Source organism: Vibrio sp. VPAP30 (assembly GCF_001188205.1).
GTDB lineage: Bacteria > Pseudomonadota > Gammaproteobacteria > Enterobacterales > Vibrionaceae > Vibrio > Vibrio bivalvicida.
The window spans coordinates 433,943-448,964 of the sequence record NZ_LBLS01000013.1; the positions used below are offsets into that span (position 1 = coordinate 433,943).

The 15,022-nt window shown below is 45.6% G+C and carries 14 protein-coding genes; 4 read left to right on the forward strand and 10 right to left on the reverse strand.

What is annotated here, in order from left to right:
- Nucleotides 1–33: 33 nt before the first annotated feature.
- Genes ZX61_RS03850 through ZX61_RS03865 form a run of 4 tightly spaced genes read right to left on the reverse strand, consistent with a single transcriptional unit; the run spans nt 34 to nt 6,122 of the window.
- Nucleotides 34–1,005, reverse strand: a complete 972-nt coding sequence (locus ZX61_RS03850) for a helix-turn-helix domain-containing protein (RefSeq protein ID WP_049843384.1) — start codon at nt 1,003–1,005, stop codon at nt 34–36.
- On the reverse strand, nt 1,005–4,094 hold the full coding sequence (locus ZX61_RS03855) for an efflux RND transporter permease subunit (protein ID WP_049843385.1): 3,090 nt from the start codon (nt 4,092–4,094) through the stop codon (nt 1,005–1,007). Before ZX61_RS03855 ends, ZX61_RS03850 begins: the two co-directional genes overlap by 1 nt.
- Nucleotides 4,094–5,233: an efflux RND transporter periplasmic adaptor subunit gene (locus tag ZX61_RS03860; protein ID WP_049843386.1), complete on the reverse strand. Its 1,140-nt coding sequence runs from the start codon at nt 5,231–5,233 to the stop codon at nt 4,094–4,096. The genes ZX61_RS03855 and ZX61_RS03860 overlap by 1 nt, the downstream gene beginning before the upstream one ends.
- Complete coding sequence (locus ZX61_RS03865) at nt 5,223–6,122, reverse strand: ABC transporter six-transmembrane domain-containing protein (protein ID WP_049843387.1); 900 nt, start codon at nt 6,120–6,122, stop codon at nt 5,223–5,225. The genes ZX61_RS03860 and ZX61_RS03865 overlap by 11 nt, the downstream gene beginning before the upstream one ends.
- A 171-nt stretch (nt 6,123–6,293) precedes the next feature.
- Between ZX61_RS03865 and ZX61_RS03870 the strand changes: the two genes are divergently transcribed.
- Nucleotides 6,294–8,126: an MFS transporter gene (locus tag ZX61_RS03870; protein WP_049843388.1), complete on the forward strand. Its 1,833-nt coding sequence runs from the start codon at nt 6,294–6,296 to the stop codon at nt 8,124–8,126.
- Between the two features lie 9 nt (nt 8,127–8,135).
- Here ZX61_RS03870 and ZX61_RS03875 read toward each other — a convergent pair whose 3' ends face one another.
- From ZX61_RS03875 to ZX61_RS03885, 3 genes are read right to left on the reverse strand one after another with little or no spacing between them, the layout of a single operon-like run.
- Nucleotides 8,136–9,134: a succinylglutamate desuccinylase/aspartoacylase family protein gene (locus ZX61_RS03875; protein ID WP_049843389.1), complete on the reverse strand. Its 999-nt coding sequence runs from the start codon at nt 9,132–9,134 to the stop codon at nt 8,136–8,138.
- 33 nt (nt 9,135–9,167) lie between these two features.
- A complete protein-coding gene (locus ZX61_RS03880; RefSeq protein ID WP_004743896.1) occupies nt 9,168–9,596 on the reverse strand; it encodes a MarR family winged helix-turn-helix transcriptional regulator in 429 nt (142 codons plus the stop codon).
- Nucleotides 9,597–9,610: 14 nt separating this feature from the next.
- Nucleotides 9,611–10,234, reverse strand: a complete 624-nt coding sequence (locus ZX61_RS03885) for a cytochrome b/b6 domain-containing protein (protein ID WP_049843390.1) — start codon at nt 10,232–10,234, stop codon at nt 9,611–9,613.
- A 117-nt stretch (nt 10,235–10,351) separates the two neighbouring features.
- Here ZX61_RS03885 and ZX61_RS03890 point away from each other — a divergent pair, with 117 nt between their 5' ends.
- The 3 genes from ZX61_RS03890 to ZX61_RS03900 are packed head-to-tail and all read left to right on the forward strand — an operon-like array spanning nt 10,352 to nt 12,047.
- Entirely contained in the window at nt 10,352–10,813 is a 462-nt protein-coding gene (locus ZX61_RS03890; RefSeq protein ID WP_235431289.1) for a c-type cytochrome, read from the forward strand.
- 46 nt (nt 10,814–10,859) lie between these two features.
- Nucleotides 10,860–11,525: a hypothetical protein gene (locus tag ZX61_RS03895; protein WP_049843391.1), complete on the forward strand. Its 666-nt coding sequence runs from the start codon at nt 10,860–10,862 to the stop codon at nt 11,523–11,525.
- A 30-nt stretch (nt 11,526–11,555) separates the two neighbouring features.
- Entirely contained in the window at nt 11,556–12,047 is a 492-nt protein-coding gene (locus ZX61_RS03900) for a hypothetical protein (protein WP_004743900.1), read from the forward strand.
- A gap of 32 nt (nt 12,048–12,079) precedes the next feature.
- Here ZX61_RS03900 and ZX61_RS03905 read toward each other — a convergent pair whose 3' ends face one another.
- The 3 genes from ZX61_RS03905 to ZX61_RS03915 are packed head-to-tail and all read right to left on the reverse strand — an operon-like array spanning nt 12,080 to nt 14,958.
- Nucleotides 12,080–12,985 carry a DMT family transporter gene (locus tag ZX61_RS03905; protein ID WP_049843392.1) on the reverse strand — a complete coding sequence of 302 codons (906 nt, stop codon included), beginning with the start codon at nt 12,983–12,985 and terminating at the stop codon, nt 12,080–12,082.
- 1 nt (nt 12,986) lies between these two features.
- Complete coding sequence (locus tag ZX61_RS03910) at nt 12,987–13,730, reverse strand: 2OG-Fe dioxygenase family protein (RefSeq protein WP_049843393.1); 744 nt, start codon at nt 13,728–13,730, stop codon at nt 12,987–12,989.
- Nucleotides 13,731–13,746: 16 nt separating this feature from the next.
- Nucleotides 13,747–14,958, reverse strand: a complete 1,212-nt coding sequence (locus ZX61_RS03915) for an argininosuccinate synthase-related protein (protein WP_049843394.1) — start codon at nt 14,956–14,958, stop codon at nt 13,747–13,749.
- Nucleotides 14,959–15,022: the final 64 nt, after the last annotated feature.

Consider the following 15,022-nt stretch of genomic DNA (forward strand, 5'->3'; position numbering starts at 1 on the left):
ACTGCTATCTGACCTTAGAGCTAGCCTCTAAGGTCACTTAACGATCGGGATCTGAAAAGAGAAAGTGACGCCGCCCACTTCTGTCAGCTCTATATGACGTATCATTTCGACAAAAAAGCCGTCTTCATCAATCTCAAGCTGCTTTTTCAGAGCGATATCAAACAAAGCTTCAAGAGCAGCACTGTAACCAGCGTCAGAGACGAGGTAAACATCACTGCATAAGTAGTAACCTTCAGGCAGAATAAAATCATACTTTTGTTCTTCAACTTGCCAGTCGCCAATATAGGTATCGATTTGATCCCAGCTTAGCTCTAGTTGATTAACCGGGGTTGCCCCCATCAAACGAACCGATTTCTCACCATAGATTTCCATCACGCTGTCCCAGTCTGGGTCAACCGTGGACAGCTTTTTCATCCCCCGTTTCGGATACCAGATCAGCTCTGTCGGCATAGACTGAGCCAATTCGTTTTCTAAAGGGATATCTTTCCCCGGATGGCCGAGTTGACGGATAAATGCAGCAGATTCTCGCGGTGTTAATTCACAACCCATTTTACGTACTTGTTTAGCCGTCACACCGAGCTCTCGCTTAAGCGCTTTACCCAGAGCTTGAGAAGAAGAAAACCCACAGTATTGAGCAATCTCTGTCACGCTCCAAGGATCATTGTTCATCAGTAGGCTAACCGACACCTGCAACCTTAAGCGACTTAAGTATTGCCCGGGCGTCTCGTTAAACAGCTCGGTAAATTGGCGGTGAAAGTGATAGGGAGAAATCGCACTGGCCGTCGCGATTTGCTCCCAAGTTCTGTTATCATCAAGTTCTTTATGCATTAAGTACAAGGCGTGTGAAAATCGCTTGCGCAGATGCTCAGGCAGCGGCTCCAGCAACGCTATCTCGGGAACCAGCAAGAAGGGCTGCTTTTCACTTTCTGCCATTGCACTCGGTCCTTTTAGATCAATAAAATTACTATCGCCCGCTTGATCGATTAAATCAAATACCTTGCTCATTACGCTGCGTCCATCATCAGTTTTTCTTCCGTCTGTTTAGGCTGCTTACGACTGGTCAGTCCGAGTAAAATCGGAATCAATAATAAAGTAACCGCTGTAGCAAATAACTCGCCAAACACCAATGACACCGCGGCAGGTTTAAGGTACTGGGCTTGCTCTGCTGTCTCACTCAACAATGGCAACAAGCCGCAAACCGTGGTAATCGTGGTCAAGAAAATAGCTCTCAGGCGACTCGTACCTGCTGTCACCAACGCTTGCTTAAGAGGCATGCCATTACGGTATTCATGATTGAAACGAGTAATCAAAACCAATGAATCGTTAATCACGATCCCCGTCATCGCCATCATGCCGAACATAGATAACAGACTGATGGGCAAATCCATAATGTAGTGGCCAAATATCGCCCCAGCAAAACCAAAAGGAATCACAGCCATAATGATAAACGGTTGCCAATAAGACTTAAGAGGAACCGCTAACAAGATATAAATCAACAAGATGGTCAGAATCATTGCCGATTTAAATCCATCGGAGACTTCACTGATCTCCTCAAACTCTCCCCCCGCTTTTATTTTCACGCCAGGGTATTGAAGTTCAAGTTGCTCAATCCGCTGTGTTAGTTGAGTCATAGTCTGCTCGGGAGCTTGTATATCTCGATTTTGCTTCCAGTAGAGGTTCACCACCTGCTCTCGATTTCTACGATACAAGATTTGAGGTTGCTGCTCATGCTGAAACTCAGCGATATCGCCTAACAGAACGGTTTTTCCGCCTGCTAACATTACCTGTGATTGCTCTAACTGCGCCAAGGCCTTACGCGCATCCCTTGGGTATTTAAGCAATACTTTCGTTTCTTGGCCTTGTTCTAAAAGACGGTGAATTTCACGCTCGCCAAAGGCTTCACCCGCCAGTTTGGCCAACTTGTCCTGCGTTAAGCCAAGCTGGTGACCAAACTCATTAAGCACCAAGCGAACCTGTGGTTGACCCCATTTACCATCATCGAACACATCGGCAACACCCTGTAGCACTGACAAGGTATCACCCAGTTCAATCGCCACGCGTTTTGCTAACTCTCTATCGCGGGATGATATAGAAATAAACGTGCCACCAGCTGGCGCTTCTGCAGCACTAAACTCAACAGAATAGGCCCCTTCAATCGCGCCTACTTGTTGTCGCCAACTGTCAGTCAATAGGTTGCCAGGGAGTATGCTAAGAGACTCGCTCGTTAACTCTGCCGTGACCTCAATCTCGCCATATCCATCAGACCATGCTAACAGGTTAACGATCGGTGCTTTACTAAGTGGGTAATCGGCTTGAAGCTGTTGCTCGACAGAGAGCATCGACTGCTCAATCTTATCCAATGCTTGCTTTTGCAAAGGTAGCGGAGCGCCATCTTCCAGCGCCACTTTCGCGGTAATGTAACGTCCCGGGATTTCAGGAAAAGTTGCACTGCGAATCGTTCCAGTCGACCACATTCCGTAAGCCAACACGATCATGGCGATAAAGCCCATCAAACTAGCAAGTTTGTATTCCAGTACTGCCTCAAGCGCAGGTTTATAAATACGTTGATTAAACCAAGTCAGCCCGCCTTGTGCGGTGGATTGAATCTTAGCGATTATCCCCTTTCCTTGTTTATGCGTAGAGAGCTGCGCCAAATGCGATGGCAGAATAAACTTACTTTCAATCAAAGAGAAAATCAGAGCGAAAATCACCACTGCCGAAAAACCAGCCAGTATTTTGGCAAAGTCATTATTGATCCACAGCATAGGAGAAAACGCGGCTATAGTGGTCAAGACACCAAAGACAGTCGCCACAGACACAGAGTGGACGCCGTGCCACGCCGCTTCTTTACCACTCTTGTATTGAGAGCGTTTTTCATGAATGGCTTCACCGACAACAACGGCATCATCGACCAAAATACCCAGCACTAAGATAAAGCCAAATAGCGTAATATCGTTGATGCTGTAATTGGCAATTTGCATTGCACCTAACGTACCTGCTAGCGCAACTGGGATCCCTACCGCGACCCAAAAAGCCAGTTTAAGCTCTAAAAATATTCCCAGTAAAACGACGACAATCAATAGGCCTTGCCATGCATTATCCCCGAGTCGAAATAGCTGCTCCTCAATGTAAGGCGCCATATCAGCCATCACATTGAGCTCGATATCGTTAGGGAGAATTCGCTGTTGCTCAGCTAGCGTCTCTTCAATCGCTGAGCTCACTTTAAGTAGATTATCGGTTTGGCTAGTGCTGACCAACAAAGCAATGGCATTAGAACCATTGTTTCTTACGATTGCGCCGCTTGTCTCGTAATCTCGAGTAAGTGTGGCTATATCACCTAAATAAACCATACCTGATGGCCTAGACACCACTACTAGTTGCTTAAGTTTCTGCAAGTCATCGGCGTAACCGTCACCACGAATCACCATTCTTCCTTTATCACTGACTAACTCGCCAGTTCGTGACTCTAGTGACATTTGGTTAATCGTGTTAGCAAGATCATCTAAGGTCATGCCGAGTTTTTTTAACTCATCAGGACGAGGCTCAATAATCAACTGAGGAGCACGTGAGCCCCAGTTACTGACTTTTGAGATCCGTGGATTGCTCTTTAATGCTTGCTCTACTTGACGCGCAATTGGCTGAAGCTGTTCATCACTGCGGTCACCCGACACCACGACGAAAGCCGCTAAATTGGTAAACTCATTACGCACCACTTGCGGTCTTTCTGCTTGAGCAGGAAAGCCATTAATAGCATTGACGCGATTACGTACGTCATCTAAGAGTTTGTTCAAATCCGTGCTACTGGTTTTTCGCACCACAACACTCGACTGACCCGCGCTAGATTGACTGGTGATCTGCTTGATCCCTGCAATACCGCTGATGGACTCTTCGATACGCTGGGTGATGCTTTCGTCTATTTGCTTAGCGCTTCCACCGGGGTAAGCCACTGTAATAGATATAGAAGATGGAGCAATCTGCGGAAATGACTCAACCCGCAACTGTCCAAATGCCATCACGCCACTTGCGATGATGGCAAGCATCAGCAAGTTAGCGCCGACCGAGTTGTCAATAAACCACTTGGTTAACCAGCTCATTATTCACTCCTCAATTTGGCCGTCATTTCAGTCATGCTGTGAGGTGCCATTTGCTTACCAACCAACATCGAAATCAAAGGATAAACCACCACTCGACGAGACTGTTTACTCTGCTTGTCAAAACGAACGAACACTTGGTCTTGCTGTTGACCAACCAGCGTTACCCACTCTTTCTGTAATCTATCTTGGTTATCTAAAGTCCAAACAAAGCCATCACGTGTTAAGGCGCTAAGCGGCAAGGTCGCAATGTTCTGCTGATTACCTAAACTCACCTCAACTTTAACTTGCTGATTGGGCAACAACTTTTCCTTTTCTGCATAAGGCTCGCTTACGGCTAGCACAACCTGACGCTGACGAGTGTTGGCATCGGCTTGAGGGGCAACATAGCGAACCTTAGCAGGCCAATGCTGCCCTGCTCTGTTTGATACCGAGATTTCTGGTTTGCTCAGCGCACCTTGTACTTTCTGCCAGTGGAGATCCGAAACGGGCAGCGCCACATCGACGGAATCACTCGCCGCCAACTCAAACAACACTTGCCCTGACTCTAACCACTCACCTGGGCTAATCACGCGTCGTAATATAATCGCGTCAAATGGTGCCACTATATTGGCTTCACTTAGTAGCTTGTTGGCGCTCTGCAGTGCTTGCTGTGCTCTGTCTAACTCCGCTTTCGCTGCCGCCACTTGCGGTTCTCTGCGTGCAAAAGGTGAGCTGGTTTTAGCTGATAGCATTTTCAGAGCCACTGTCTGTTCGTGTTTCGCTTGCTTGAGATTAAGCTCAGCTTGCGTTACTTGGCTTTTAGCTTGCGCCAAATTTGACGCTAACGCGCTGGTCTCTAGCTTGGCTAATACATCACCTTTCGCCACCGTCATCCCCGGCTCTAATCGAGAATCTAACCAAGCTAGCTGAGCAGTGCTCGATGCTTTAAGTTGAATCGGCCACCTTGCTGCTGTTGTGGCAAGTAAAGTCAAAGACGATTTATGCGCTTGCGGCGTCACCTCAATAATTGAAACAGGTGCTTTCAGCTCCGCCTTCTCTTTAATCGGAGTCGGCTGTGGCTCTAAGTAGTCAACCATAACCAAGGCAGCGAAAATTGCGCTTACGCCTAACGCGACAGCGAAGATAGATTTAACCTTCATAAGAAATCTCCTGTTGGTTAGGGGTTTCGACCTCAGCCTTTGATGAAACATTAAGACGTTGAGTAATCTCTGCTAATCGAGACAATGTTTGGAGTGTGATAGGCAAAACGATCGCAGCCTGTACAAATTCAATAGAGTAAGTAACGATGGAAAACACCGTTCCAACGCTTGGCTCGACCAACACACTGACCATCCATAAATTGATCAGCACCGCACTTAGTAAGACAATAAAAATCAATCCATAAGCTATAGCTTCGGTATCAGACAATTTTATTTCACAACTCATAAGGCGTTTGAAATGCCCGCGTATGGTAGCAAACCTGCCGCTGTTCAACGCCGTAACCTGAAGTTCAAGCTGATCGTTTAGCGCACCATTTAAGCGAGTGAAAGTGCCATGAAACAAGCCGTAGATAATCAAGATGCCGATACCCGACGCCAAGACACTCAGAGCAAGATAGAGGTGGAATGCAGCGAGGATAACAACGGTAGCAACAAGCTGTACCACTGCCGTCATTAACGCCGGCAAATCATCTTCTAAGAAGTCCACCAGCTCACGAGACATGGTTAAGCGCGCACTACGCACTGACACTGGCGCGTGTTCTAAGTTACGCTCAACCAATCTGGCTAACTTAAAGCGAATACGGCCATAAACTCGGGTATCATAAAAACGACGCAGAACACCAACAGCTACGACGAACAGCAGCAGAAAAGCAAAGTGAACTAAGGGTTGCATGTCATGATTTAATACACCATCAATCGCGTAGCCTATCGCGAGTGGCAGTAATATCAGCATCACGTTTTCCACCAGCACCATGAACCAAGTAAGCGCTACTTTGAAGGGCTCTAAGCCAATGGTGGATTGAAGTGTTACTTGGAAGCGGTCAGACATCATTGTTCCTGTGAATTAGTTTGGCGTTAGTATTGCCAATTCATCTCAAGAAAAAGTGTCCCAGATTGCTGTTTTGATCATTTAAGCACACCACCCAAAACGCAACACAAAACCAACACACCCTTTACAAATGGCTTGTAAATGGCGCTTTTTTGCCTTTAAATCAAAGCTATGACATTAACGGCGACGCTAAGACCACTCACCCTACTTTTTATCAGCTCGTTTTTGCTGATGAGCAGTCATGGCTTAAGTGGCATCCTCCTTCCTGTGAAACTTGCCGATGAGCAAGTCGGAGTGCAATCAATTGGTTTTGTACTTTCGATGTACTCTGTCGGCTTTCTGCTTGGCGCTATTATTGGCAAGCGAGTACTGCGTCAAATTGGCTTAGTCAGAACCTTTGCCATGTGTGGTAGCTTAGGTGCTAGCGCCATCTTGATCATGGGTCTTAGCTCAGAGGTTTGGCTTTGGGCCATTATGCGTGCAGTGATGGGATTCTGCATCGCTTGTGCGACCGCAACACTCGATACGTGGTTCAACAGCGTGTCGACCGAGTCTAATCGTGGCAAGATCTTAGCCGTCAACCAAGTAGTGATTTTGAGTGCGATTACCTTGGGTCAATTTGGCTTAGCTCTCGCGCCGCCAAGTGAGACCACGCTGTTTATTCTATGTGGGGTACTTTTTAGTATTTCGGTCTCACCAGTGGTGTTCGTTTCTCACTTTGAACCACAAATCGAGCAGACCGAATCGATTCCGCTTAGAGAAATCTATACTTTGTCACCACTGGGTTTTATGACCTGTTTTGTGTGTGGCATTCTCTATTCAACCATCGCTAACATGCTACCTGTCTATGCTGATGGTCAAGGTATTACTGGCTTCCAGTTGTCTGTCTTCATGGGTGCAGCGACAGCGGGTGGTATCCTTCTCCAACTGCCAATGGGCTATTTATCCGATAAGTTTGAACGGCGTAAAGTTATCTTATCTGGGTGCTTTGTTCTTGCTATCGTCAGTTTCGCATTACCCGTTTCAATGCAGTATCAATGGCAAGTAGCACCACTCATCTTGGTTGCACTGACTATGGGATTAATCGCCTGTTTATATCCACTCAGTATTTCAGAGACCTTTGATAGAGCGCTCAAAGCTCAGTTAGTGCCCGTCTTGTCAGGCCTACTGTGTATCTATGCTATCGGCTCAGTCATTGGCCCTTATACAGCGGCACTTATCATGGAGCGCTTTAATGGTAGTGCTCTGTTTGGCTTTTTAATATTTGTCGATCTTGGCTTGATTGTCTTTACCATCTACCGAATGTCGGCCAGACAAGCACTCCCTGTGGAAGAGCAAGAAAGCTTCGTTATGCATACTCCAGCATCAATCCATGAAGAGCTTGACCCACGTACTGAGTATCAAGATTATTCACTCTATGTTGATGAAGCTTGGGAGCAGGTTGAGTCGTTAGCCAAAGACCACCCGAGCAAGGCAATTGCATTGATACGTGGACTATCAAACAAAAACCCAGAATGGGCCGCTTCTTTAGCAGAGAAAGCCGCCCAACTAGATAACATAGATACGGTGGTGCTGTTTCGCTCTCTTACCCTGACCAACCCAGACTTGTCGATTGAGATAGCGAAAAAGCTCGCAGAGTCAGAACATGATCAAATCGATGAGATTGTTGAATGGCTGATTGAGAAAGAACCAGAGAATACCATGCAGATCTTGGTAGCCATCAGTGATGCCATGGAAGAACAACCAAACAACTTGGTTGAAACACTCGCAGAACAATCTCCAGAGAAGTTGGCCGAATTCAGTCAGGAATTGGTCGCCAATATGGTTGAAACCAACCAAAACCTAAGGCTTGCGGACCGAGAGGAAATTGATATTAATGAATCGGTCGAAGAGTTTATTAGTACGATTGCGGAATCTGCTCCCGAGCAAGTAGAAGAGATTACTCAGCTAGTTGAGCAATCTATTCAAGAACACGAAGAGCAGATCAACCCTGACACGCCATAGTTGTCGGGGTTACTTTATCAATCGAACCACTAGCGAACCCGGTGCACGAACCGATTCCACGTTATGGCTGATCACGGTTCCGCTTGTAGGTGAGTAGTAGGTTTGGATCTCATCACCAAAGCTATTGTATTGCGTAGCAAGTTTTTGCCCCTGTTCGACATTTTCCAACAACTCAACATGACAAATCACAAAGCCACCCTGCTCTGCCCTCACACTGGTGATGGTATTTCCCTCAATGCATTGCTCTTGCGCCGTCTGTACTTCTCCTTCCAGCATCTCGTAAGAGCGCAGTACGTTCAACACGCCCAGCGTTGCTCTATCAACCATCTCTAGATCTGTGTAACGGCCAACCCCCACCTCGATAGTAATAGATGGAATGTCCGCTCGGTTATAGACAGTTTCAAGAATGCCAGGGTCACCGGGGTCATTGAGAATCACATCAGGGTTGATCAGCCTCGCCATCCGAATCGCATCGTCAATTCGGTAATCGGCAAACGCATAAAGTGGATACGCACTGCCGCTAGTTTGAGAGTGGAGATCAATCGCGAGATCAGCATTGGGTTTGAGTAGATTTTCCCACAAGCTATAAGCATAGCGACTGGCATCATCGCCATTTGGATTACCTGGGAATATACGATTAAGGTTCGCAGAAGAACTGTCTGGCGCAGCAGAGTGAAAATCACGACTGTGGCGGGCAATGCCCGATAAGTTAACCGCCGGAACGATAGTAACGCAGCCGGAAATCGCTTTGCCCTCTAGCTCTCGGGCAAGCTTTTGCGCGGTTAAAATGCCATTTTGTTCATCACCATGCACACCCGCCGTGATCACAATACGCTTTCCGGGCTTCGCCCCTTTGAACACTCTAACGGGCAATGTTTGCGGATGACCAATCGCGTCCGTTGCAACCGCAAACCAGAATTTGTGCTCTCCCGCCTCAAGCGCGTTGACGTCTAGCGCTTGAATAGTTGGGTACATTGGCACAATACATTCATTGAGTGGCTTGGTCATTTTATTCTCCATCTGCATAAAGCCTCTAGCAAGTTACACTCGGGCAACCAATTTTTGCAATAAACGAATCAGCTCATCACGCTCTTGTGGATCAAGTGCACTGAGGATTTTTTGATTAATCCCTAAAGGAATGGGGATGAGTTGCTCTCTAAGCGCACGCCCTTCATCCGTCAGATAAATTCGGAAAGAACGGCGGCTGTTGGGATCCGCTTGTCTTTCAACCAGCCCGAGATTTTCAAGTTTATCGAGTGTTCTAGTTGTGGTTGAGTTTTCCACCTTAGATTTCTGCGCAATCTCGCGTTGGGTCACGCCCTCTTCTTCCCATAAACACATCAACGTAGGCCACAGAGCAATTGTCAGGCCATGTTTTTTTAGTTCCGTATCGAATGTTTTCGCGGCGTCATTAGCCACAACATTAATCAGCCAACCAAAACTACGTTGTCTATCGAATTCTTCACTCATTTACAACTTACTCACTATGAGAATGCAACTATTGCCATGGTAACTGATGTTGCTACAACTAGCACTAATAATGCGCGCCATTGAGAGACTAGCAATACACTCCCTGATTGATTTAAAAAGGTTTGCTTACCAGTTACCATTGCCCAAGTCAGTGGTTTGGAGCGCAACTTGTAGAACACAATTGCACCAACATGTAGAGCCACTAACGCAGGTAGAAGATTTGCCAGCAGTAAGTGCGTACTTTCAAGCAAAGAGAATACTGAATCCGTTAGCCAAACTTCAGCATACGGCAAATTATCAAGCAATCCCGCCAAGGCCATTCCTGAAATACATTGAACAAGTAGAGCGCAAAGCAAGGTTAGCACCATCCACCCTCCCGCTGGGTTATGACCTGGTCGCGATGACTCCCTACCCAATAGGTAGTTGAATACACTCTTTGGTGAACGCAGAAACTGCCTAAAACGACTCGTTTCACTGCCAACAAATCCCCAAACTATACGCCATATGATCAAGGTCGTAATAGCTAAACCCAACTGGACGTGCGGACCATTACCGGAAAAACCACTCGCCAATAGCGCCATAAAAAGTCCTGCTTGAGCCCAATGATATAGGCGTGTAGATAGATCCCATACTTTCATTTGATACCTCTTCAATTGTTTGGTTGTTCATTTCATTTGCATTAATTTACACAACAATAGTTGCAATTGCAATTATTGCTGTGTAAATTAACTCCCAACAACACGCCATGATCGAAAATGATCAAACGAAAAGAAGAGACGACCAATATGAACAAAGTCATTGTCAGCCTACTGTGCTCAACCCCTTTACTGGTTCACGCGCAAGATTACTCGCAGCAAATTGAACAAAGACAGCATGCTTTTGAACAGGTAGAAACGTTGGTTAAGAGTGCGAGCCGCACCCTAGATGGTTCAAATACGGAGTGGGATAAGCTTGGTTCTACCAGTTCACAGTTAAAAAACCATAGCCAAAGCCTATTAGCTCTGTTTCCAACTGGCAGCCAACAAGGCAGTAAAGCGAAAGAGAATATATGGAGCAAACCCGAGATATTTAATCAACTGTTGCTGCAAATGGATAAAGGTTTTGAACAGCTTTATCAGGCTAGTCAGCAACAAAACCTATCCCTTGCTGAGTCTAGCTTAGACTCCGCGCAAAAAACCTGTAAAAGCTGCCACCGAAGCTACCGCTCGCGCTGGTAATCAACCACAAACGATAACTTATCCAAATTATATAGAGGAACATGACATGAAAGCATTAACTACCGCAGCACTCATCACATCACTTTTCGCTTCAACTTTTACAATCGCGGCAGACTTCGGTGTCTCACTCGAATGGAACACCGACAATGCAGAAGAAGTTCTTAACACTATGCCAGAGCAAAAAGCAGCCTTTGGCAAACTCGTGGAACAAGGCGAAATCAAAGATATGTTCGTGTCTCGTAGCCAGATTGATAACCGCTCAGTACAGATGCTGCGCTTTGTTATCGAAGCAGACAACCCTGCACAGGTAGAACAAAAACTTAAGGATTTACCACTCTACAAAAAGGAGCTGGTCAAAATAGCAAACATTCAGCCTATGGGTTCAAAATGGTTAGACAATACACCTGTTTACAACAACTATGGAGTAACAATCACATGGAAAAAAGGTATAGAAGCACTAGAGATGGATCGTGTACTAGGCATCGACTTGCAACGTGTCATCAGTCTAAATCAGGCGGGGCTCGTCACGTCATCTTACCTCGATACACAAGAACTTAATGACGGAATTGTACGTCCAATTTACTCAGTTGCCTTTCTTGCTAAAGACGCACAACATGCTCAAGAGCTGAGCAAACAGTTTGAAGCCGTGATGCTTGGCTACGCGACGATTCAGGTTCAGCACTTGGGCCACAAGCTTGATTTTAAACGCTAAATCAGTGATTTAAATCCAGCGATTCCATATATGAAAATTAAATTTATTAATTTTATCAACGAATTAGGAACTATCATGTATGTGGGAGGGATTCTTTCTCACATCGTGATTGGTGCAACACTAGGCCATGAAAGCCCGATAACGGCTTATCATGTGGGAATATATAAGGAGTTAAGTGCATATATTCTAATACTACCTGGGCTAGGGCTGAAGGTGCTTGCAGACCTGTACCTTTACCGCCAATTCGATTACAAGCCAAATTGGTTAAGAATAAAACTATTACTTTTAAGTTTTCTCGCAGTCAACGCGTTTGTATTCTTAGTCCCAATGATGCCGGAAATGGTCGAACTAGCTAAAGCTTCACTCAACAAAGATACTCTCGATCCAGAGTATTTTGAAAAAGCTAAAATCGAGCAGCTTATAGGTATGTCTAATGCTATACCGTTATTCTTAGAGTTAGTGCTTGGTTCCTTCAAACCTAAGTTGTTTGGTGAACGCCCCAAGCCAACGTTCACTGATTGACGTAGAAAGTCGGGTCTTTATTGACCCGATTTTTAGCTCTCTTTCGTTGAGGTGACAATAACACTAAACAGAATCAGTGCCCCACCAGCCACCTGTAACAAGCTCAATGACTCCTGCAACCACACCATAGCGAATATCGCACCAAACAAAGGCTCACTGCCCATCAGCAAAGAAACTCGAGTCGGTGAAGTTCTGCGCACTGCATAGTTTTGAACATAGAAGGCAAACAAAGTACAAAACAACACTAGGTAAGCCACTGTAATCCAAAACTCGGTACTGGTTGGGATAACAAATTCAGATGCAGGTAAGTACGCCATAGCAGCGAATATCGCAACACCAGCGACCACCAGCGATTGGAGTGACGTAAGCGTACTTGTGGTAATTTCTTTTCCTTCGGTAAAACGCTTAGTTAGCGTCACCATTAAGGCTCTAAGCAATGCCGCCCCTAGGATAAAATAGTCACCGGTATTGAGGGACAATTCGATACCTTGGTTACTAGTTAGCAACAAGACGCCTACCACACTACACAGAGTTAAACCCCATAAGGTATTGCTGACTCGTTTCTTATTGATTATCAACTCGGCGAAGGCCGTCAGTATCACCGATAAGCTAATCAAAAACGCCGCATTTGATGCTGAGGTTTGAGAAACCCCGAACACTTCGCAGAAAAAAATCGCCGATAGGATAAAACCGGTCGGTATGGCAATCTTCCAGTCTTTATTGAGCCCGCGGCGAAAGTCTCGAATCACTACAGGTAGCATACATAGAAAAGTGATCGAGAAACGAATCGAAATGAAAACCAAAACGCTGGTGTAAACAAGGGCACTCTTGGTCAACCCATAACTTGTGCCCCAAAAAACTGCGACGAGCAGCAACAATGATTCGGTTAACGGAAACTTAAAACTTCCTTTTTTTAATTGACCCGTAGCCGTTGTCATCTTATTCCTCCATTTTTGTAAAAGCGATAACGAGTACATCCCTGTACGCGCATTTATCTATACTGTTTGGCGTGATGGCAGTCACCTCATGCATGGTCTTTTCATCATCAGCAAGCACTACATCAAATGTTTTATCCAACGTCAGGGATTCCAGAGTGTTGCCATTTTCGTCTGTGATCGTGGTTTCACCGCCAGATACATTGATCTTATTGATCATCAGTGATGCTATGTAGGTCACGCCATCACGATGTAACCCTTCTGGGGTTGGCTCACCTTGTTCGATTTCATCAGCGATGATTCGATAAGGGTGTAAGCGAATATTCCAATCTGTTGCTTGTCCTTCTGCCAAGTCATAGACGTCACTTAATAACAGCAACAATCTCTCTAGAATTGGCGATGTGACAAAGCGATCCGTTAAAGGCTCAAAGTGGCGCTCAATGTCACCATTCAATGAGTTGATATAAGAAGGCTGCACATAGGCCTCATGGGGCAGCATTGAAATCTGCTTACCACCTTTTGCTTTTAGGAACTGACCATATCGACGGTAACGATACGCCCCGCCATCTGCCATATAGCGATCACGCTCTAGGTGGTTCCAGCAGTTTTTAAATCGAATCACCTCATCTACATTGGTTGTCAGCAGATTAGTCATCTGCTTACCACTGACAAAAACATAACTATTTTGACTGAGTATCTGAGCAATAACCGATGCATGACGCTCGATAGGCTTTTTCACCGTTTCCATATAGGTCACCTCGCAACTACGCCGTTTGTTGCTGTTTTTTTAATGATGCAGGGGTGAGTGCGCGCAAACTTCTTTTATGAGCGGTTTGCACTTCCCATGCATCTCTATCACGAAGATACTTAGGTTCATCTGCAACTATGCTAGTTGCGAGAACATGTCCTCGTGATAGTGAGAATAAAACACTGCCAGAGACATGCTCGGCAGTGTGAGCGATGAACGCATAACTTGAGCTCTGCAACATGCTTCCCCAACGGCCTTCAACCGCTTCTTGGGTCCACATTTCATTGTGCATCGCTTTTGCTTTGAGAACATCGGTAGGTAAAGTTGCTGTTTCCAACAACTTATATGCTTTCATAAGGATGTGAGCAGCGGGTGCTTCGCGCACCTCTAAGACTTTCTCATCCTCATCTAGGTGGTCGAAACCTACATATCGACCGATTTCATACGCGCCAACGTGGTTGTTAATGAAAGCAATTAACTCTTTAAGGTTCATCGGTAAATCGTTGATTGTTACCGGATATCCCTTACGAAATCCTATTCTTACTTGATGGTTGTCAAGCTGCTTCGCTGGATTCCATTTTGACCAGCTAAACAGAGATTCTGAAACAGTAAATGATTCTGGGTCATCCAAAACGCCAGACTCAAATTCACGGCACCAAAGATTGGCATCACCGCTGACATTGCGAGATTTAAATCCAACTAAACCGGAATGGAATAGCGCTGCGGTTTTCTCTTCTCGGGTCAGTGCTGAGTATTCATAGGGTGAGCCGTAATATCCCTGATAGCCACTCGCCTCAATTGCGCCATTGAGGCGTCTGAGGCTATTTTGAGATTGATTAGCGGTGTGGATGATAGCTTCACATTTGAGCTTTTGTGCCACTTGCACCGCCTTTTTGACGATGATTGGACGTGACAATGAAGAACTGACAGGGTAATCGCCAAGATAGAGGGCCTGTGCTTGTATTGCAGAAACCAAACTGTGCTCAACAAACTCTTGCTTGGCATCTAAGATCAATAGATCCACACTATAATGATCGGCAATCAGCTGTAAATTTGACTCATCAATACCTTCCCCGAGATCAACCACCAATGCGGTCACCTTCACTTTTTGTTCTTTAAGTATCTCGAGGAGGTATGTGCTATCTAAACCACCGCTAAACAGAGTTAAAACATGTTTAACCGTACTAGAGATGGTACGAATATCTTCAATACTTCTTAACTTCTTCACGATGTCCTTTCCGCTTTCCTTGCTGTCAATTGACTTAATTAGTATCCATAAGTAACTTTAACGA

Bases quoted from the DNA above. Each gene is read 5' to 3' on its own strand.
- ZX61_RS03850 (WP_049843384.1), bottom strand. From the start codon at position 1,005: ATGAGCAAGGTATTTGATTTAATCGATCAAGCGGGCGATAGTAATTTT.
- ZX61_RS03855 (WP_049843385.1), bottom strand. From the start codon at position 4,094: ATGAGCTGGTTAACCAAGTGGTTTATTGACAACTCGGTCGGCGCTAAC.
- ZX61_RS03860 (WP_049843386.1), bottom strand. From the start codon at position 5,233: ATGAAGGTTAAATCTATCTTCGCTGTCGCGTTAGGCGTAAGCGCAATT.
- ZX61_RS03865 (WP_049843387.1), bottom strand. From the start codon at position 6,122: ATGTCTGACCGCTTCCAAGTAACACTTCAATCCACCATTGGCTTAGAG.
- ZX61_RS03870 (WP_049843388.1), top strand. From the start codon at position 6,294: ATGACATTAACGGCGACGCTAAGACCACTCACCCTACTTTTTATCAGC.
- ZX61_RS03875 (WP_049843389.1), bottom strand. From the start codon at position 9,134: ATGACCAAGCCACTCAATGAATGTATTGTGCCAATGTACCCAACTATT.
- ZX61_RS03880 (WP_004743896.1), bottom strand. From the start codon at position 9,596: ATGAGTGAAGAATTCGATAGACAACGTAGTTTTGGTTGGCTGATTAAT.
- ZX61_RS03885 (WP_049843390.1), bottom strand. From the start codon at position 10,234: ATGAAAGTATGGGATCTATCTACACGCCTATATCATTGGGCTCAAGCA.
- ZX61_RS03890 (WP_235431289.1), top strand. From the start codon at position 10,352: ATGATCAAACGAAAAGAAGAGACGACCAATATGAACAAAGTCATTGTC.
- ZX61_RS03895 (WP_049843391.1), top strand. From the start codon at position 10,860: ATGAAAGCATTAACTACCGCAGCACTCATCACATCACTTTTCGCTTCA.
- ZX61_RS03900 (WP_004743900.1), top strand. From the start codon at position 11,556: ATGAAAATTAAATTTATTAATTTTATCAACGAATTAGGAACTATCATG.
- ZX61_RS03905 (WP_049843392.1), bottom strand. From the start codon at position 12,985: ATGACAACGGCTACGGGTCAATTAAAAAAAGGAAGTTTTAAGTTTCCG.
- ZX61_RS03910 (WP_049843393.1), bottom strand. From the start codon at position 13,730: ATGGAAACGGTGAAAAAGCCTATCGAGCGTCATGCATCGGTTATTGCT.